We start from the raw sequence: 18,125 nt of genomic DNA, 5'->3' as shown, positions 1-18,125 counted from the left end.
GGCATCGGGCTCAACGGGTTACTCGCGGGCGGAAGGCTCGACGGTGAGCGTTGACTCCTGCGACGCTTTTTTATCCTGGTGATGGTACCAGGCGCCAATGGAGGAGTAGACAAAGCGTCCAAAGAAGAAGAGAAAGCTGATAAGCAGTACGATACGGGTCATGCGACGGTTAAATCGATGTCGTTTACGCATACTGGGTGCCTGACTCACAAAAGGTTCCTTGAAGTATACCCGAAGATGGGCGATGGGGGTATTAAGGCACAGGAACGAGGTGGGGTCAATTGATGCAGATGTAAAAGTGCGGCAGTGAAAACATTAATTAATGTTATATAAGATAATCGGCGTATTTACATGCTCACTTTATTAGCCAGGGAAAGGTGAAAAAATAAGTTTTATTAATGTTGGTGTCAGCATTTGTTGATTTATATCAACAGCCTCATTCTCTTGGCCACTAAAATCAGCGGACGTTACCGTATCGTAATTACTTATGCGGTCAGCATGGGGTGGTTGGATGCCTGCCTGAATATGCCTCGCAGGAGCAGAGGCTCTCTGTAGAGCACCTATGAATTTATTAAAATACTATCAACAATATCGCGACAAATGGTGGGCCTTACCGCTTCTCCTGCCTGTGCTGTTATTACCCCTTGCCAGAGGGATGAATACATATACCGTGCTGAATGGTCACATGGTTTATCTTTATTATCTTCCCCTGGCGCTGGTGCTCAGCCTGATGATGTTTTTCGGCTGGGCGGCGATCCCCGGTATTATCGTTGGCCTGCTGCTTACGCTGGCCCGGGGCATGACGCCGGAACAGGCCTTTGGCGTACTGTTCCATTTTCTGATCCCCTGCGTACTCTGCTGGGGCGGATACCGCATCTTTGTTCCTCAACGGCAACAGGTATCGCACGGTAACGTCAAACTGATGCCGCATCGTTTGTTCTGGCAAATGCTGCTCCCATCGGTCATTTTTCTGATTCTGTCGCAGATCGCCGAGTTTCTGGGGCTGCATCCGCGCACAACGGAGATGACCGGCGTCTCGCCGTTTAGTTTACGGTCGTTAATCACCTTTCAGGCGCTGATGGTAGGGTGCCTGACCGGCGTGCCCTTATGTTATTTACTGCTGCGGGTAATTCGTAACCCTTTTTATTTACGCGGATTTATTTCTCAGGTTCGCTTACAAATTGATCCAAAAATAAAAAAAATTGAAATCATCAGCTGGGTGGCGATATTAATCCTGCTGCTGGGGCTATTATTGATGCCGCTTAATGATAGCAGCACTATATTCAGTACAAATTATACATTATCCTTACTGATGCCGGTGATGCTGTGGGGGGCGATGCGTTTTGGCTATCGCTTTATCTCGCTGATCTGGACGCCGGTACTGATCGCCGTGATCCATTTTCATTACCGTTATTTACCCATTTATCCAAGTTATAACACTCAGCTGGCGATCACCTCGTCAAGCTATCTGGTGTTCTCGTTTATTGTCGCCTATACGGCGATGCTGGCGACACAGCAGCGGCTGATCTACGCCCGCGTCCGACAGATGGCCTTTCTCGACCCGGTGGTACATATGCCGAATCTGCGGGCGCTGAGCCGGGCGCTGAACGGCGCGAGCTGGTCGACGCTCTGTTTTTTGCGTATTCCTGAGCTTGAGCTGCTGGGCCGCCACTATGGGGTGCTGTTGCGCATTCAGTATAAGCAAATGCTGGCGAATCACCTGCGTGCGCTGCTGCAGCCGAACGAAGCGGTATATCATCTTGCCGGTCACGATTTAGTGTTTCGTCTCAACAGCGAAGGGCACCAGGCGCGCATTCACTTAATTGAGCGCTCCCTGCGACAGTTCCGTTTTCACTGGGACGGGGTCCCCCTGCAGCCGAGGATCGGCATGAGCTATTGCAACGTCCGCTCGCCGGTGAAGCATCTGTATTTGCTGCTTGGCGAGCTGAACACGATTGCCGACATGTCGCTGGCCAGCGGCCATCCGGAGAATTTGCAGCGCCGCGGCGCCGGGCATGTCCAGCAGGATCTGAAAGACAAAGTGGTGATGATGAACCGCATCCTCAAGGCGCTGGAGCAAGACCATTTTGTCCTGATGGCACAACCTATCCAGGGCATTCGCGGCGACAACTACCATGAAGTGTTGTTGAGGATGAAAGGGGAGTCGGGGGAGCTGACGGGGCCAAACGAGTTCCTGCCGGTGGCGCACGAGTTTGGGCTGTCCACGCGCGTGGATCAGTGGGTCATTGAGCACACCCTGGCCTTTATGGATGCCAACCGGCGGTCGCTGCCCGGTCTGCGGCTGGCGATCAACCTCTCTCCGGTCTCGCTGAGCCGCAGTCAGTTTCCCGAGGAGGTGGAAAACCTGCTGCAGGCCTATAACATTGAGCCATGGCAGATTATCTTCGAGCTGACCGAAAACTATGCGCTCAGCAACCCCGAGCTGGTTTGCCAGACATTAGAGCGTCTGCGGGCGCTGGGCTGCCGGGTGGCGATCGATGATTTTGGTACCGGCTACGCCAGCTATGCGCGGTTAAAAACGATGGACGTCGATATTCTTAAAATCGACGGCAGCTTTATTCGCAATCTGCTCGCCAGCAGTCTTGATTACCAGGTGGTGGACTCTATCTGTCGTCTGGCGCGGATGAAGAACATGCAAGTGGTGGCCGAATATGTCGAGTCGCCGGAGATACGCCAGGCGGTCATCGCGCTGGGGATAGATTATATGCAGGGCTATGATATTGGCGTTCCGGTACCTCTGGCGCAGCTGGCGGAGGGGATGAGCGCCTGAAGCGGTAAAAAGCCGGGCGCGATGGCCCGGCTCGAATGCTATCCACAGAGGCGATCAGGCGTCTGGCTCTTCTTCCGCAATCTTCAGCAGCCACTCCGGCACACCTTCCCAGTACTGCTGCTCTTTTTCCAGATCCAGCAGCACCAGCGCATTCTGGCTAAACCAGTTGTGCGGGAAGGTCAGCGTCCAGTGGTGAGCTTCCGTCTGCAGCCGTAGCGTCGGCGGCGTGGTGGTGGCCTGACGCTGGTTATTCAGCAGCACGCCGAGGCGCAGCAGCTGGATCAGCGGCAGAAACTGCTTTTTCCTGAACAGCGTAAAGCGCGGCAGGTCGTCGAGTTTTATCGCTTTGCGATGATAGCGCACCAGCGTGGCCATCAGCATCTGCTGCTCCTGGTTGAAGCCCGGCAGGTCGCTGTTCTGCAGAATGTAGGCCGAGTGGCGGTGCATGCCGCTGTGGTTAATATTCAGGCCCACCTCATGGAGCATCACCGCCCACTTCAACAGCGCCGCGAGGTGTGGATTGGCCAGCTTCGGATTCTGCTCCTGCCACTGCTCCAGCATAAGGGTGGTGGTTTCCAGCACCCGGCGCGCCTGTTCGCGATCGATGTTGTACTGATTCGCCAGACTCTGCGCCGTGCGGCTACGAATATCCTGGTGGCGGAAACGGCCTTCCATTTCGTACAGCACGCCTTCACGCAGCGCGCCATCAGACAGACGAAGCTCTTTAATGGCTAACGCGTCAAACACACCGCACAGAATCGCCAGCCCCGGGGCAAAGACCGCTTTACGGTCTTCCGAGAGGCCGGGCAGGCTGAGCGCGTCGAAGTTTTTATGTTTCAGCAGCTCACTGACCAGCATTTCGAGGCGTTCCGGCGTAATAAACCCGTCCTTCTCGCCCATCGCCACCAGCACTTCCTGGGCGGCTTTAATGGTGCCGGAGGCGCCCAGCGCCACGGTCCAGCCCTGAATACGGAACTGCCAGGCCAGGGTTTCCAGCTTTTGCACCGCCGCCAGGCGAGCGCGCTGAAAATTTTCCTTATTGATCGTCCCGCCCGGGAAGTAGGCCTGGGAGAAACTCACGCACCCCATGCGGCGGCTTTCCACCAGGCGGGGCTCAAAATCTTCACCGATGACCAGCTCAGTCGAACCGCCGCCGATATCAATCACCAGCTTACGGCCGCGCTCCGGCTGCGTGTGCTCCACGCCCATAAATATCAGGCGCGCTTCTTCATTACCGGAGATGATCTCGATCGGGTAGGGGATCACTTTTTCCGCGCGTTTAAGAAACTCCGCCGCATTGGTCGCCTGACGCAGCGTATGCGTCCCGACGATGCAGACGCTGGAGGGAGAAAATCCCTGCAGGCGTTCGGCAAACAGCGACAGGCAGTTCAGCCCGCGGGTCATGGCTTCTTCGCTCAACACCGAGTTTTCATCGAGGCCATCGGCCAGATGTACGCGCTGTTTCAGGCGTCCGATGATCTGCATGGCGCCGTCGACGACACGGGCGATCACCATATGAAAACTGTTCGAACCAAGGTCAACCGCAGCGAACTCCTGCGGTCGAGGGGTTTTTTCGTTTATTGGCATAGGTTAGTCGGGTTGTTCGAGTGATTTGAGATAATCGTAAATCGCCATCTGAGCGCGCACTTTACGGCGATTGCCGCGCGGCACATAGCGATTACTCAGTTCTTTATCAAGATAGCGCGCTTTTACCGTATCGTTGAACAGGATATCAAAAATATCCAGCACCCGCTCTTTCAGGCGCGGGTCGAGCAGCGGGGCGGCAACTTCGATACGATAATCGATATTACGCGTCATCCAGTCGGCAGAGGAGAGCCAGACCTGCTTATCGCCACCGTTTTCAAAACAGTAGACCCGGTCGTGCTCGAGGAAACGGTCCACAATGCTGATGACGCGAATATTTTCGCTGATGCCTTCCAGACCGGGGATCAGCGAGCACATGCCGCGGATCAACAGGTTGACCGGCACGCCGGAGCTGGAGGCGGCATACAGTCTGTCCACCAGCCCTTTGTCCACCAGGTTGTTCAGCTTCAGGGTAATACCGGACGGCTGCCCGTTCTGCGCATTGGCGATCTCGCGGTCGATCATCTCATACAGCAGACGACGCGAGTTCTGCGGCGACACCAGCAGGTAATCGAAGCTGACCGGGCGGTAGGGGTTTTCAATAAAGTTAAACACCCGGCGGACTTCATTGGTAATGCGCGCATCGGCGGTTAACAGCGAATAGTCGGTATAGATCCGCGCGGTCTTCTCGTTGAAGTTACCGGTGCCGATGTGGGCGTAGCGCACCACCTCATCGCCTTCTTTACGCGAGATAAGGAACAGCTTGGCGTGGATCTTCAGGCCCGGCGCGGAGAAGATCACGTGAACGCCCGCTTCCGTCAGGCGTTTCGCCCAGTGAATGTTGGCCTCTTCGTCAAAACGCGCCTGCAGCTCCACCACCACGGTGACTTTTTTACCGTTGTGGGCGGCGTGGATCATCGCGTCGATGATGCGCGAATCCTTGGCCACGCGGTAGATGTTGATTTTGATCGCCAGTACGCTGGGGTCGAACGAGGCCTGGCGAAGCAGCTCCAGCACATGCTCAAAAGTATGATAGGGGTAGTAGAGCAGCACATCGCGTTCGCGAATGGCGTCGAAGCCGTTGCGGAATTTATCAAACCACAGATGACGCAGGCGCGGCATAGGTTTATTGACCAGATTGGCCTTACCCACGTTCGGGAAGCCGATAAAGTCTTTAAAGTTGTGATAGCGGCCGCCCGGCAGCATTGAGTCATAGTTGGAGATGGAGAGCTTATCGCGCAGCATTTCGACCATCGCGTCCGGCATATCGCGCTGGTAGACGAAGCGAACCGGCTCGGCGGTCAGGCGCTGTTTCAGGCTGGAGGACATCAGCTCCATCAGGCTCGACTCCATCTCATGCACCAGATCGTACTCGGCGTCACGGGTCATTTTCATCGAGTAGGCGTTCAGCGCATCGTAATCAAAGAAGCCTTTAAAGATGTCGTCCAGGCAATAGCGCAGAATGTTATCCAACAGGATCATTGGCTTACGGCGACGAGGCGCTTCCGGCGGCAGGTTTACGAAGCGCGGGACCTTATCCGAGGGAATTTCCAGCAGGGCATAATTGATGTTTTCCCCGCGGATAATCTCCACCGCCAGATAGGTGTAATCATCTTTCAGAAACTGCACGAGGTCCGTTTCGCGGTTAATCAGGATCGGCGAGATATGCTGGCGCAAATACTGTTTAAAGTAGTTGCGCAGCCAGGCCTGCTGATTGACGGACAGCTGACGCTCATTGATCAGGAAGATCTGGTTGCGCGCCATCTCCAGCAGCAGTTCGTTATACAGACTATCGAATTCCTGATCGGCCTTCAGCACGCGGGCCTGGATTTTGCCTAACAGGTGGCGAGAATGGGCGGTACTGCCTTGTTCTTCACTGATAATAATCCGGCGCTTAAGCTCAGCGAAGCGCACTTTGTAAAACTCATCAAGGTTGTTGGAGTAGATCCCTAAGAAGCGCATGCGCTCAATCAGTGGGTTACTCTTGTCCGCCGCTTCCTGCAGCACGCGCTCGTTAAAAGACAACCAGCTGAGTTCTTTTTCGATGTATAGCTTTTCCTGGCCCATTACCGCTCACACTCCGTTTTACTCACAGGACGTAGACTATTATGACGAATTTTTCTGCATAGCGATTTACTGTGTCACAACTATATGACAGTAAGAAGAATTATTTCTGTGAGATGTTTGATTAATAAACAATTTTAATTAAAAAAAAGCCCCGCGATGGCGAAAGGCGGGGCTGTTGTTCATTCTTCAGCGGCATAGCCCTGGGGGGGAAGCTGTCGTTCATCCAGCCAGGCGTGGTTGCCCTCCATGCGCAGACGTCCCTCGACGAACCAGCTTATCACCAGCGGATAAATGGCATGTTCCTGGGTCTGAACCCGCGCCGTGACCTCTTCTTCGCTGTCGCCAGCAAAGACCGGCACTTTGGCCTGCAGGATAACCGGACCGCCGTCCAGCTCGTCGGTGACGAAGTGCACTGAGGTCCCATGCTCCTCGTCACCGTTTTCCAGCACCTGGCGATGGGTATGCAGGCCAGGATACTTCGGCAGTAACGAAGGGTGGATGTTCAGCAGACGTCCCTGATAGTGGCTGACGAAGGCGGGGCTCAGGATACGCATATAGCCCGCCAGCACCACCAGATCCGGGGCGTAGGCGTCAATTTCATGCATCAGCTGACGATCGAACGCTTCCCGGTCGGCAAACTGACTTTGCGCCAGCGCGTGGGCCGGGATCCCGGCCGCGCGCGCGCGCTCAAGGCCGAACGCATCGGCCTTGTTACTGAATACCGCACGCAGGGTGCCGTTGATCTGTTTCCGGCCGCAGGCGTCGATGATCGCCTGCAAATTACTGCCGCTACCGGAAATCAGCACCACAATGTTTTTCATGCAATGACCACACGCTGTTCGGAATCGGAGGCTTTGATATACCCGATTTTCCACGCGTTTTCACCTTTCTCGTTCAGCAGGGCAATGGCCTTGTCTGCTTCTGCAGCCGGCAGGGCGATGACCATCCCCACGCCGCAGTTAAAGGTACGGTACATCTCATGCTGGCTGACGTTACCGGCGGTTTGCAGCCAGTTGAAGACGGACGGCCACTGCCAGGAAGACTCATCAATCACCGCCTGGGTGTTGTCCGGCAGCACGCGCGGAATATTTTCCCAGAAGCCGCCGCCGGTCAGATGGGCGATGGCGTGAACGTCAACGCTGGCAATCAGGTCGAGAACCGATTTCACATAGATGCGGGTCGGCGCCAGCAGATGGTCGGCCAGCGGTTTGCCGTCAAGGTCGGTAGTCTGCGGGTCAACGCCGCTAACTTCAATAATCTTACGCACCAGCGAATAGCCGTTAGAGTGCGGGCCACTGGAGGCCAGCGCCACCAGCACGTCGCCGTCAGCGACTTTACTTCCGTCGATGATTTCTGATTTTTCCACCACCCCGACGCAAAAACCCGCCACGTCGTAATCTTCGCCGTGGTACATCCCCGGCATCTCTGCGGTCTCACCGCCCACCAGCGCGCAACCGGACTGCAGGCAGCCTTCGGCGATGCCGTTGATGACGCTGGCTGCGGTATCGACGTCCAGTTTACCGGTGGCGTAATAATCAAGGAAAAACAGCGGCTCAGCGCCCTGAACCACCAGGTCGTTCACGCACATGGCGACCAGGTCGATGCCGATGGTGTCGTGACGCTTCAGATCCATTGCCAGACGCAGCTTGGTACCGACGCCGTCGGTGCCGGAGACCAGTACCGGCTCGCGGTATTTCTGCGGCAGTGCGCACAGCGCGCCGAATCCGCCCAGTCCACCCATCACTTCCGGGCGACGGGTTTTCTTCACCACGCCCTTAATACGGTCGACGAGAGCGTTGCCTGCATCAATATCCACGCCGGCATCTTTATAGCTGAGAGAGGTTTTGTCGGTCACTGCGAAGTCTCCACGCGTTTGCGGTAAGCAAGAAAAATCGGCGCAATTCTAACAGGGAAAGCAAACGTTTGCGAGCCTGCTTTACAGTCGGCGTAAAACCGTTGGCGGATGGTCAAATTTGATACTGCTCACGAAAATGAAACCGGGTACAGCCTTGTGCTTGCCTCAGTGCCAGGGAATCCTCATCATACGAATGAAACCGGTTTCTGTGGTTGGCCGCCGTGTGGATCACCGGTGCATTATGCTCGACAGGGGAGGGATGAATGAAGATTGCGGCATTTGATATCGGCGGCACCGCGCTAAAGATGGGCGTCATGACCCGCGACGGCAGGCTGCTGGAAACCGCGAAGCAGTCAATCAATGACAGCGATGGCGATCATATCTTACAGACCATCCTGTCGTGGCTGGCGGCCCACCCGTCGTGCGAAGGTATAGCCATCAGCGCGCCGGGCTATGTCGATCCGCACAGCGGCTTTATCACCATGGGCGGCGCTATCCGTCGATTTGACAACTTCGCCATGAAATCGTGGCTCGAGACGCGAACCGGGCTGCCGGTCTCGGTGGAAAACGACGCCAACTGTGTGCTGCTGGCTGAGCGCTGGCAGGGCAAAGCGGAGGAAATGGCCAATTTTATGGTGCTCACTATCGGCACTGGCATCGGTGGAGCGATTTTTTGCCAACATCAGTTGATCCACGGGGCGCGTTTTCGCGCCGGTGAGTTCGGCTATATGCTTACCGATCGTCCTGGCGGACGCGATCCCCGTCGCTACTCGATGAATGAAAACTGCACCCTGCGGGTGCTTCGCCATCGCTATGCGGAACATATTGGCGCGCCGCTGGATAGCGTCACTGGTGAAATGATTTTTGACCGCTACGACGCCGGCGACCCGGTTTGCCAGCGTTTGGTCGCCGAGTTCTTCAATGGCCTGGGCCATGGCCTTTATAACCTCGTCAATATCTTCGATCCGCAGACTATTTTTATCGGCGGCGGCATTGTGGAACGCCCTGGATTTCTGACGCTGCTGCGCCAGCATCTGGCCTGGTTCGGCATTGCCGACTATCTCGATACCGTCAGTCACGGCAATGATGCCGGCCTGATTGGCGCGGTTTACCATTTCAATCAGCACTATCGTTCGCCTGGCGACGATCGACCTTAGGGAGAGATTATGTCCGGATTTAAAGAAGGTTTTCTGTGGGGCGGCGCGGTGGCGGCGCATCAGTTAGAGGGCGGCTGGCAGGAGGGGGGCAAGGGGGTCAGCGTGGCGGATGTCATGACCGCCGGCGCCCACGGGGTGCCGCGGGAAATCACCGACGGCGTGGTAGCGGGGAAAAACTACCCGAACCATGAGGCGATCGATTTTTATCATCGCTACCCGCAGGACCTGGCGCTGTTTGCCGAAATGGGCTTTAAATGTTTCCGCACCTCGATTGCCTGGACGCGTATTTTCCCGCAGGGCGATGAACAGGAGCCGAACGAGGCTGGCCTGCAGTTTTATGACGATCTGTTCGACGAATGTCTGAAACACGGTATTGAACCGGTCATTACGCTGTCGCATTTTGAAATGCCCTATCACCTGGTCACCGAGTACGGCGGCTGGCGTAACCGCAAGCTGATCGACTTTTTCGTGCGCTTCGCCAGGGTCGTCTTCACCCGCTACCAGCATAAAGTGAAGTACTGGATGACCTTCAACGAGATCAACAACCAGGCCAACTACCATGAGGACTTTGCCCCCTTCACCAACTCCGGTCTGAAGTATGTGCCGGGTGAAGATCGGGAACCGGTGATGTACCAGGCCGCACATTATGAGCTGGTGGCCAGCGCCCTGGCGGTGAAAGCGGCGCGCGAGATCAACCCTGCTCTGCAGATAGGCTGCATGATCGCCATGTGTCCCATCTATCCGCTGACCTGCGCGCCGGACGATATGATGATGGCGATGAACGCCATGCACCGCCGGTACTGGTTCACCGACGTCCACGTGCGCGGCCGCTATCCGCAGCATCTGCTCAACTATTTTGCCCGCCGCGGCTTTAGCCTGGACATGACCGAAGCCGATCGTCAGGCGTTAACCGAAGGCTGTGTCGACTACATCGGCTTTAGCTACTATATGTCCTTCGCCACCAAAGCCACCGAAGATAACCCATTGCTCGATTATGATGAAACCACCAGCCTGGTCTCCAACCCGTACGTGAAAAAGTCGGACTGGGGCTGGCAGATAGATCCGGTCGGCCTGCGCTATTCGCTGAACTGGTTCTGGGATCACTATCAGCTACCGCTGTTTATTGTCGAAAACGGTTTTGGCGCGATCGATGTTCGTGAAGCGGACGGCAGCGTGGATGACCAGTACCGTATCGATTATCTTTCCGCCCATATCGCGGAGATGAAAAAGGCGGTGGTCGAAGACGGTGTTGACCTGATGGGCTATACCCCGTGGGGCTGTATCGATCTGGTTTCCGCCGGCACGGGGGAGATGAAAAAACGCTACGGCTTTATCTACGTGGATAAAGATAATGAAGGCAACGGCACGCTGGACCGCAGTAAGAAGAAGTCGTTCGACTGGTATAAGAAGGTGATTGCCAGCAACGGGGAGCAGCTATAATTTCCCGATGGCGCTGCGCTTATCGAGCCTGCGTGGTTTCCAGTCCGGGTAAGCGTTAGCGCCGCCCGGCAGAACCCCGCGCTAAAACCGGAGCCTCGTCTCCGGTTTTTTTGTCTCTAAATCACTTTGCTTGATATACGTCAAGCAAGATGGGTATGGCCTAATCCGAAAAAAGCGGTATAATCCCGCGATTTTTTTTGTGGCTGCCCCTCAGAGGAGAAAGAGAATGAAGATTGTGGAAGTCAAACACCCACTCGTCAAACACAAGCTGGGCCTGATGCGCGAGCACGACATCAGCACCAAACGCTTCCGTGAACTCGCCTCAGAAGTGGGCAGCTTACTGACTTATGAAGCCACCGCCGATCTGGCAACCGAGAAAGTGACCATCGAAGGCTGGAACGGCCCGGTGGAAGTTGAGCAGATCAAGGGCAAGAAAATTACCGTCGTGCCTATCCTGCGCGCAGGCCTCGGCATGATGGAAGGGGTGCTTGAGCACGTGCCAAGCGCGCGTATCAGCGTGGTGGGTATTTATCGCAATGAAGAAACCCTTGAGCCGGTACCTTACTTCCAGAAGCTGGTGTCCAACATCGATGAGCGTATGGCGCTGGTGGTTGACCCGATGCTGGCCACCGGTGGGTCGATGATCGCCACTATCGATCTGCTGAAAAACGCCGGCTGCACCAGCATCAAGGTGCTGGTGCTGGTGGCGGCGCCGGAAGGGATTGCCGCGCTGGAGAAAGCGCACCCGGACGTTGAGCTGTATACCGCCTCTGTCGATAAGGGACTGAACGAGCACGGGTACATCATTCCCGGTCTCGGCGATGCCGGCGACAAGATCTTTGGTACGAAATAATCGAATAACGATAAACAAGCCGACTTTGAGAGTCGGCTTTTTTTTGAATAAAACACACATAACTAACCATCTCAGAGGAAAACACTATGACGCGCCGTGCTATCGGGGTGAGTGAAAGACCGCCGCTTTTACAGACTATCCCGCTTAGTTTGCAGCACCTCTTTGCCATGTTCGGCGCAACGGTGCTGGTGCCAATCCTGTTCCACATCAACCCGGCCACCGTGCTGCTGTTCAACGGTATTGGTACGCTGCTGTACCTCTTTATCTGTAAAGGCAAAATCCCGGCGTATCTGGGATCGAGTTTCGCCTTTATCTCTCCGGTGCTGCTCCTGCTGCCGCTGGGCTATGAAGTGGCGCTGGGCGGTTTCATTATGTGCGGCGTGCTGTTCTGCCTCGTCTCCTTTATTGTCAAAAAAGCCGGTACCGGCTGGCTGGATGTGATGTTCCCCCCGGCGGCGATGGGGGCCATCGTGGCGGTTATCGGTCTGGAGCTGGCAGGCGTGGCGGCCAATATGGCCGGGCTGCTGCCAGCCGACGGCCAGTCACCGGACAGCAAAACCATTATTATCTCGATGGTAACCCTGGCGGTGACGGTGTTTGGTTCGGTCCTGTTCCGCGGCTTCCTGGCGATTATCCCGATCCTGATTGGCGTTATGGTGGGCTATGCGCTGTCGTTTGTGATGGGCGTGGTTGATACCACCCCGATCGCCGAAGCGCACTGGTTCGCGCTGCCAACCTTCTACACGCCGCGTTTTGAATGGTTCGCCATCTTCACCATTCTGCCCGCTGCGCTGGTGGTGATTGCCGAGCATGTCGGTCACCTGGTGGTGACGGCCAATATCGTCAAACGCGATCTGATCCGCGACCCGGGCCTGCATCGTTCGATGTTTGCCAATGGCCTGTCGACGATCATTTCCGGGTTCTTCGGCTCGACGCCTAACACCACCTACGGGGAAAATATCGGCGTGATGGCGATTACCCGCGTCTACAGCACCTGGGTTATCGGCGGCGCGGCGATCATTGCGATTCTGCTCTCCTGCGTCGGCAAACTGGCGGCGGCGATCCAGATCATCCCGGTGCCGGTGATGGGCGGCGTGTCGCTGCTGCTGTACGGGGTGATCGGCGCCTCGGGGATCCGCGTACTGATTGAATCGAAGGTGGATTACAGCAAAGCGCAGAATCTGATCCTCACCTCCGTGATCCTGATCATCGGCGTCAGCGGTGCCAAAGTGCACATCGGCGCCGCTGAGCTGAAAGGGATGGCGCTGGCCACCATCGTCGGTATCGCGCTCAGCCTGATTTTCAAGCTTATCAGCGTCCTGCGTCCGGAAGAGGTGGTTCTCGACGCCGTGGATAGCGAAGAGGTTAAATAACGATCGCCTGACCGGGCGGCGATCCCGCCCGGTTCTCTCCTGACCTAAATCTGTGATAAACTCTTCGCGTTTTTCTGTAAGCCTATGTTGAGGTCCATCTGAACGCACCGGCACAGCTCTCTTTGCCACTGTATCTTCCTGACGACGAAACCTTCGCGAGTTTCTGGCCGGGTGATAATCCTTCTCTACTTGCTGCCCTCCAGAACGTACTGCGCCAGGAACACAGCGGGTATATTTATATCTGGTCACGTGAAGGGGCGGGTCGCAGCCACCTGTTACACGCCGCCTGCGCCGAGCTTTCCCAGCGCGGGGATGCCGTGGGCTACGTGCCGCTGGATAAACGCACCTGGTTTGTGCCGGAGGTGCTGGAGGGGATGGAACAGCTGGCCCTGGTCTGCATCGATAACATCGAGTGCGTCGCAGGGGATGAGCCCTGGGAAATGGCCATCTTTAATCTCTACAACCGGATCCTGGAATCAGGTAAAACCCGGCTGCTGATCACCGGCGACCGGCCGCCGCGGCAACTGAATCTTGGTCTGCCGGATCTTGCCTCGCGGCTTGACTGGGGGCAGATCTATAAGCTGCAGCCGCTGTCGGATGAAGACAAACTGCAGGCCCTGCAGCTGCGCGCCAGACTGCGCGGCTTTGAGATGCCGGAGGACGTGTGCCGCTTCTTGCTGAAGCGGCTGGATCGCGAGATGCGCTCGCTATTTATGACCCTCGATCAGCTGGATCATGCCTCGATTACCGCTCAGCGCAAGCTGACGATCCCCTTCGTGAAAGAGATCCTTAAACTCTAGTCCGCCTGCGGAGTCAGTTCCTCCTCCGTCAGCCCGGTCAACCGGGCGACCAGGTCGCGCGCCAGGCCACTGTGTAGCATAGCGGCGGCGATACGCTGCGCCTCTTCTTTCCGGCCTTCCTGACGGCCCTGCGCCAGTCCCTGCGCCAGGCCCCGCTCCAGACCCTGCTGTTCCAGATATTCCGCAATTGTCATCAACGTCTCCTTGTGCTGCGGCGTACGTAACGCCAGCTCGCGAATGAACTTGATCGGCTCTCGCGCGTTGCCTGCCTGCACCAGATAGTGCATCAGGGCTTGTACCTGCGATTCCGTCGCCAGACCAGTCAATAATAATTCGCTCAGTTTGTCGAGGAGCTGCGCCAGATCGCGTTGTCGAATATGTTTTTGCAGTAACTCCAGCGTCGCCATGCGCTGATGGGTGGCAATGTCGTCATCCGGAATGACGGTAATGTCCGCCAGCGGAAACGCCCCGTGATAAAGGTGGCCGGCCAGCTCCGGAGCGACGAATTCATCGAGCCAGCGCAGTGAGAACGGGTAGGGGCTTACCAGACCGTGGTAGAAGAGAACAGGGATCACCAGCGGCAGCCGATCGTGGCCGGCATCAAGGTGGCGCTGCATGGCGGCGATGGCGTAGCGCATCAGACGAAAGGCCATATGCCGGTCGGGCGTGCTCTGGTGTTCGATAAGCGCATAAATATAGCCGTCTCCCGCCGTGGTTTTCAGGGAATACAGAATGTCGGCGTAAAAGGGACGCAGATCGTCTTCGACAAAATGCCCGGACTCGAGATGCAGCGTACGCAGATCGCACACTTTAAGCAGCGTCTCGGGCAGGTACAGCCGCAGAAAATCGCGGGCGGTATCTGGGTGGGAGAGATAGGTCTTAAATACGGCATCGTGAGGCGTTGAGGTTGGTTTTTTCATGTTCATCCGTCCAGTGGATTGAGCGTTAGATGAACAGTAGCACTGCAAGACGGGCGGGAGGGATTGGCGTGGAAGATCTGGAATCAGCTACGTAAAAAAAGCGCCGCGTAAGCGCGGCGCGGGTGGCTTAGCTCACGATCTCAAGGACCTGCTCCGGCGGTCGGCCAATACGCGCCTGGCCGCGGCTGACGACAATTGGGCGTTCGATGAGCTTAGGGTTGTCGACCATCGCCTGTATCAGCGCGGCGTCGCTGAGCGCCGGGTCGGCAAGATTGAGCGATTTATACAGATCCTCTTTCTGGCGCATGAGTTCGCGGGGGCTCTCCATACCCAGCAGCTGCAGCAGTTGACGCAGCGTCCCGGCATCCGGTGGCGTCTCAAGATAAAGCACCACCTCAGGATCGATGCCGTGGCTCTTCAACAGGCTCAGCGTTTCGCGGCTCTTCGAGCAGCGTGGGTTATGGTAAATTTTTACCGCGTCGGTCATGGGGTCTCCTTACATTTTTTGGTAGGGGCGGAAGCGGGCCTGTAGCTCACGTAGCTGGTCGATGCGGGCATCGTAGCGGGCCTGCTGCAGACTACCGAGTTTCACTTGCGAGCTGGCGCTGCTGAGCAGGGAAATCGCCTGTTCCAGCTGGCCGACCAGCGCCATGCTTTCTGCCCGCGCCGCCAGCTCCTGGTCGCGATTGCCCAGGGCGCCTTCCGCCTGCGCCAGCAGGTCCCAGCCGTTGCCATCCTCTTTATAGGTAAAGGTATAACGATTCAGGATGGTCGCCGCTTCCCCGGGCTGTCCGCCCTGCAGGAGGGCGTTGGCCAGGTTCAACTGCAGCACCGGATTGGTGCGCAGTTCACGAGCGTTTTTAAGACGGTTGATGGCGTCGCCGGTTTTCTTCTGTCCGAGGTCGATATCGGTGGCCAGATCGAGATACCAGGGATTTTGCGGATCGGCGCTGAGCAGCGGCTGCAGCGTTTTGCGCGCCTGGTCAAAGTTGTTGCTTTCCATCGCCAGCAGGGCGCGGCCATACTGCGCGGCATGCTGCTGGCGGATATTGCCTTTATCCCAGGCATTGAGCAGATCGGTGCCTAGCTTATTGTCGCCGTTGGTGTACATTCCGAGGGTACGCGCCTTCGCCAGATAGAAGTCCGCTGAGGACTGTACGACAACCGGGCGCATCTGGTTGGCGCGGTTACGGGCATCGGCAAGCCGGCTTTCCGGCAGGGGGTGGGTGAGCAGCATTTCCGGCGGCCGCGTTGAGTAGCGCGACTCATCAAGCAGTTTACCCATAAACATCGGCATGGCCTGCGGGTCGAATCCTGAGCGTTGCAGAACCTGAATACCGATTCGGTCGGCCTCTTCTTCGTTCTGACGGGTGAAGCTGATCATGCCCTGTTGGGTGCCGGCCAGCGTCCCGGTCAGCGCCGCCATCCCGGCCTGCGGGCTGGCCATCGCCAGCAGAATTGAACCCAGCGCGCCGACCCAGGTCAGCGGCGCATTGCGTTTCTGATCTTCCATTGCGCGGGCGAGATGCCGCTGCGTAACGTGGGAAATTTCGTGCGCCATGACAGAGGCCAGTTCGCTCTCGTTATCGGAGTAGCGGAACAGGGCGGAGTGGAGGACCACATTGCCGCCGAAGAAGGCGAAGGCGTTAATTTGGTCGTTATTAATCAAATAGAAGTGGAACGGGGTGCGCACCGAATTCGCATGCGAGACCAGACGCATGCCCAGCCCGTTGATATATTGCACCAGCAGAGGGTCGTTGATCAGCGGCGCGCTGCCGCGCAGCTGGCGGACGTAGTAATCCCCCATCTGCATTTCCTGACCAATCGATAACGTGCTTCCTGCGGAGGTCCCCATGTCCGGCAGGGTATCTGCGGAGTCAGCAAAAGCAGGGCCTAACGAACCCAGCGTCAGCGACGCGATCATGGTCGCCACCAGCGTTTTCTTCAACTGCCTGAACATAACCTCTGTCCTGTAATGTGGGTGTGCCAGTTTGACCGATTGTGCGACGCAATGTTCCCTGGCCGCATCCCAGCGAGTTTAGCTGGCGTTAGACGCATTGAAAATAGGTTCTTCACGGCGGAGACGGGTTTGTCTGCTGCGCATCAAAAAGCGAAGTCTTTTTTGTGACATTTCGATACAATTCCCCCGTTTGTCGCCGCGTTGCGCTTCAGGGAAGGTTTTATGCTCGAGATGTTAATGCAGTGGTACCGCCGTCGATTCAGCGACCCTGAGGCGATAGCGCTGCTGGTTATTTTGCTTGCCGGTTTCGGCATCATGTTCTTTTTCAGCGGCCTGCTGGCCCCGTTACTGGTGGCTATCGTGCTGGCCTATCTACTGGAGTGGCCGACCGTTCGCCTGGAGCGCATCGGCCTGTCGCGCACCTGGGCGACCTCGCTGGTGCTAATCCTCTTTGTGGGTATTCTGCTCTTGCTGGCCTTTGTGGTGCTGCCGGTGGCCTGGCAGCAGGGGATCTACCTTATCCGCGATATGCCGGGCATGCTTAACAAGCTCTCTGATTTCGCCGCCACGCTGCCGCGGCGCTATCCGGCGTTGATGGATGCCGGCATCATCGACGCGATGGCGGAAAATATGCGTACCCGGATGCTGACGGTGGGCGACTCGGTGGTCAAGTATTCTCTCGCCTCGCTGGTGGGGCTGCTCACGCTGGCGGTCTATCTGGTGCTGGTGCCGCTGATGGTCTTCTTCCTGCTGAAGGATAAAGAGCAGATGCTCAACGCGGTACGCCGCGTGCTGCCGCGAAACCGCGGTCTGGCCGGGCAGGTGTGGAAGGAGATGAACCAGCAAATCACCAACTACATTCGCGGTAAGGTGCTGGAGATGATTGTCGTCAGCGTCGCCACCTGGATAGGCTTTATCCTTTTCGGCCTCAACTACTCGCTGCTGTTGGCGGTGCTGGTGGGCTTCTCGGTGCTGATCCCCTATATCGGCGCGTTTGTGGTGACCATTCCGGTGGTAGGGGTGGCGCTGTTTCAGTTTGGCGCAGGCACCGAGTTCTGGAGTCTGTTCGCGGTCTATCTGATTATTCAGGGACTGGACGGTAACCTGCTGGTACCGGTGCTGTTCTCGGAAGCGGTGAATCTGCACCCGCTGGTGATTATCCTGTCGGTGGTGATCTTTGGCGGTTTGTGGGGATTCTGGGGCGTCTTCTTCGCCATTCCGCTGGCCACGTTAATTAAAGCGGTGGTGCATGCCTGGCCGGATGGCCTGGTCGTCGACGACGACTAAGGCATTGAGGATAAAAAAAGACGCCGGGCGAGGTTCTC

The 18,125-nt window shown here is 56.8% G+C and carries 16 protein-coding genes; 8 read left to right on the top strand and 8 right to left on the bottom strand.

All coding sequences use genetic code 11. From position 1 onward, the window contains the following. Positions 1–18: 18 nt before the first annotated feature. On the bottom strand, positions 19–192 hold the full coding sequence (locus ABLX76_RS11390) for a YfgG family protein (protein WP_017900441.1): 174 nt from the start codon (positions 190–192) through the stop codon (positions 19–21). A gap of 370 nt (positions 193–562) precedes the next feature. On the opposite strand from ABLX76_RS11390, the gene ABLX76_RS11385 reads away from it, so the two are divergent. Then, the gene (locus tag ABLX76_RS11385) at positions 563–2,791 is read left to right on the top strand and encodes an EAL domain-containing protein (protein ID WP_289552705.1); all 2,229 of its coding nucleotides are present in this window, start codon (positions 563–565) and stop codon (positions 2,789–2,791) included. A 54-nt stretch (positions 2,792–2,845) separates the two neighbouring features. On the opposite strand, the gene ppx is transcribed toward ABLX76_RS11385, so the two are convergent. From ppx to purM, 4 genes are all read right to left on the bottom strand, one after another. Continuing rightward, positions 2,846–4,378: an exopolyphosphatase gene (ppx, locus tag ABLX76_RS11380; RefSeq protein WP_004201914.1), complete on the bottom strand. Its 1,533-nt coding sequence runs from the start codon at positions 4,376–4,378 to the stop codon at positions 2,846–2,848. Positions 4,379–4,381: 3 nt separating this feature from the next. Beyond that, positions 4,382–6,442 (bottom strand): polyphosphate kinase 1, encoded by a 2,061-nt coding sequence (gene ppk1 / locus ABLX76_RS11375; RefSeq protein ID WP_348874530.1) that lies wholly within the window; start codon positions 6,440–6,442, stop codon positions 4,382–4,384. Positions 6,443–6,621: 179 nt separating this feature from the next. Further along, entirely contained in the window at positions 6,622–7,263 is a 642-nt protein-coding gene (purN, locus tag ABLX76_RS11370; protein ID WP_023290625.1) for a phosphoribosylglycinamide formyltransferase, read from the bottom strand. Then, positions 7,260–8,297: a phosphoribosylformylglycinamidine cyclo-ligase gene (gene purM / locus ABLX76_RS11365; protein WP_004201922.1), complete on the bottom strand. Its 1,038-nt coding sequence runs from the start codon at positions 8,295–8,297 to the stop codon at positions 7,260–7,262. The genes purN and purM overlap by 4 nt, the downstream gene beginning before the upstream one ends. A 263-nt stretch (positions 8,298–8,560) precedes the next feature. Here purM and bglK point away from each other — a divergent pair, with 263 nt between their 5' ends. The 5 genes from bglK (at position 8,561) to ABLX76_RS11340 (ending at position 13,920) form a co-directional block, all read left to right on the top strand. After that, positions 8,561–9,454 (top strand): beta-glucoside kinase BglK, encoded by an 894-nt coding sequence (gene bglK, locus ABLX76_RS11360; RefSeq protein WP_348874529.1) that lies wholly within the window; start codon positions 8,561–8,563, stop codon positions 9,452–9,454. 9 nt (positions 9,455–9,463) lie between these two features. Further along, a complete protein-coding gene (locus ABLX76_RS11355) occupies positions 9,464–10,894 on the top strand; it encodes a 6-phospho-beta-glucosidase (RefSeq protein WP_023290622.1) in 1,431 nt (476 codons plus the stop codon). A gap of 226 nt (positions 10,895–11,120) precedes the next feature. After that, positions 11,121–11,747: a uracil phosphoribosyltransferase gene (gene upp / locus ABLX76_RS11350; RefSeq protein ID WP_004201927.1), complete on the top strand. Its 627-nt coding sequence runs from the start codon at positions 11,121–11,123 to the stop codon at positions 11,745–11,747. An 86-nt stretch (positions 11,748–11,833) separates the two neighbouring features. Next, on the top strand, positions 11,834–13,120 hold the full coding sequence (uraA, locus tag ABLX76_RS11345; RefSeq protein ID WP_348874528.1) for a uracil permease: 1,287 nt from the start codon (positions 11,834–11,836) through the stop codon (positions 13,118–13,120). Positions 13,121–13,218: 98 nt separating this feature from the next. After that, the gene (locus ABLX76_RS11340; protein WP_020947395.1) at positions 13,219–13,920 is read left to right on the top strand and encodes a DnaA inactivator Hda; all 702 of its coding nucleotides are present in this window, start codon (positions 13,219–13,221) and stop codon (positions 13,918–13,920) included. Here the strand turns inward: ABLX76_RS11340 and ABLX76_RS11335 are convergent. From ABLX76_RS11335 to bepA, 3 genes are all read right to left on the bottom strand, one after another. Further along, the gene (locus ABLX76_RS11335; RefSeq protein WP_023290620.1) at positions 13,917–14,840 is read right to left on the bottom strand and encodes an Rpn family recombination-promoting nuclease/putative transposase; all 924 of its coding nucleotides are present in this window, start codon (positions 14,838–14,840) and stop codon (positions 13,917–13,919) included. The genes ABLX76_RS11340 and ABLX76_RS11335 overlap by 4 nt on opposite strands. 127 nt (positions 14,841–14,967) lie before the next feature. Then, positions 14,968–15,327, bottom strand: a complete 360-nt coding sequence (gene arsC, locus ABLX76_RS11330; protein ID WP_048297992.1) for an arsenate reductase (glutaredoxin) — start codon at positions 15,325–15,327, stop codon at positions 14,968–14,970. A gap of 9 nt (positions 15,328–15,336) precedes the next feature. Next, a complete protein-coding gene (gene bepA / locus ABLX76_RS11325; RefSeq protein ID WP_065883051.1) occupies positions 15,337–16,800 on the bottom strand; it encodes a beta-barrel assembly-enhancing protease in 1,464 nt (487 codons plus the stop codon). A gap of 51 nt (positions 16,801–16,851) precedes the next feature. On the opposite strand from bepA, the gene ABLX76_RS11320 reads away from it, so the two are divergent. Further along, positions 16,852–16,968, top strand: coding sequence for a hypothetical protein (locus tag ABLX76_RS11320; protein WP_032429201.1), 117 nt, complete (start codon positions 16,852–16,854; stop codon positions 16,966–16,968). A gap of 54 nt (positions 16,969–17,022) precedes the next feature. Beyond that, positions 17,023–18,087, top strand: coding sequence for an AI-2E family transporter (locus ABLX76_RS11315; protein WP_004201933.1), 1,065 nt, complete (start codon positions 17,023–17,025; stop codon positions 18,085–18,087). Positions 18,088–18,125 lie beyond the last annotated feature (38 nt).

It is taken from the genome of Klebsiella sp. JB_Kp004 (assembly GCF_040065795.1).
In the GTDB taxonomy this organism is placed as follows: domain Bacteria; phylum Pseudomonadota; class Gammaproteobacteria; order Enterobacterales; family Enterobacteriaceae; genus Klebsiella; species Klebsiella quasipneumoniae.
The sequence above is the reverse complement of the archived record's forward strand: the minus strand, read 5'-3'. Positions and strand labels throughout refer to the sequence as shown.

Excerpts from the sequence above, each read along its gene's own strand:
- ABLX76_RS11390 (WP_017900441.1), bottom strand. The coding sequence starts at position 192 with ATGCGTAAACGACATCGATTTAACCGTCGCATGACCCGTATCGTACTG.
- ABLX76_RS11385 (WP_289552705.1), top strand. The coding sequence starts at position 563 with ATGAATTTATTAAAATACTATCAACAATATCGCGACAAATGGTGGGCC.
- ppx (WP_004201914.1), bottom strand. The coding sequence starts at position 4,378 with ATGCCAATAAACGAAAAAACCCCTCGACCGCAGGAGTTCGCTGCGGTT.
- ppk1 (WP_348874530.1), bottom strand. The coding sequence starts at position 6,442 with ATGGGCCAGGAAAAGCTATACATCGAAAAAGAACTCAGCTGGTTGTCT.
- purN (WP_023290625.1), bottom strand. The coding sequence starts at position 7,263 with ATGAAAAACATTGTGGTGCTGATTTCCGGTAGCGGCAGTAATTTGCAG.
- bglK (WP_348874529.1), top strand. The coding sequence starts at position 8,561 with ATGAAGATTGCGGCATTTGATATCGGCGGCACCGCGCTAAAGATGGGC.
- ABLX76_RS11355 (WP_023290622.1), top strand. The coding sequence starts at position 9,464 with ATGTCCGGATTTAAAGAAGGTTTTCTGTGGGGCGGCGCGGTGGCGGCG.
- upp (WP_004201927.1), top strand. The coding sequence starts at position 11,121 with ATGAAGATTGTGGAAGTCAAACACCCACTCGTCAAACACAAGCTGGGC.
- uraA (WP_348874528.1), top strand. The coding sequence starts at position 11,834 with ATGACGCGCCGTGCTATCGGGGTGAGTGAAAGACCGCCGCTTTTACAG.
- ABLX76_RS11335 (WP_023290620.1), bottom strand. The coding sequence starts at position 14,840 with ATGAAAAAACCAACCTCAACGCCTCACGATGCCGTATTTAAGACCTAT.
- arsC (WP_048297992.1), bottom strand. The coding sequence starts at position 15,327 with ATGACCGACGCGGTAAAAATTTACCATAACCCACGCTGCTCGAAGAGC.
- bepA (WP_065883051.1), bottom strand. The coding sequence starts at position 16,800 with ATGTTCAGGCAGTTGAAGAAAACGCTGGTGGCGACCATGATCGCGTCG.
- ABLX76_RS11320 (WP_032429201.1), top strand. The coding sequence starts at position 16,852 with ATGTTCCCTGGCCGCATCCCAGCGAGTTTAGCTGGCGTTAGACGCATT.
- ABLX76_RS11315 (WP_004201933.1), top strand. The coding sequence starts at position 17,023 with ATGCTCGAGATGTTAATGCAGTGGTACCGCCGTCGATTCAGCGACCCT.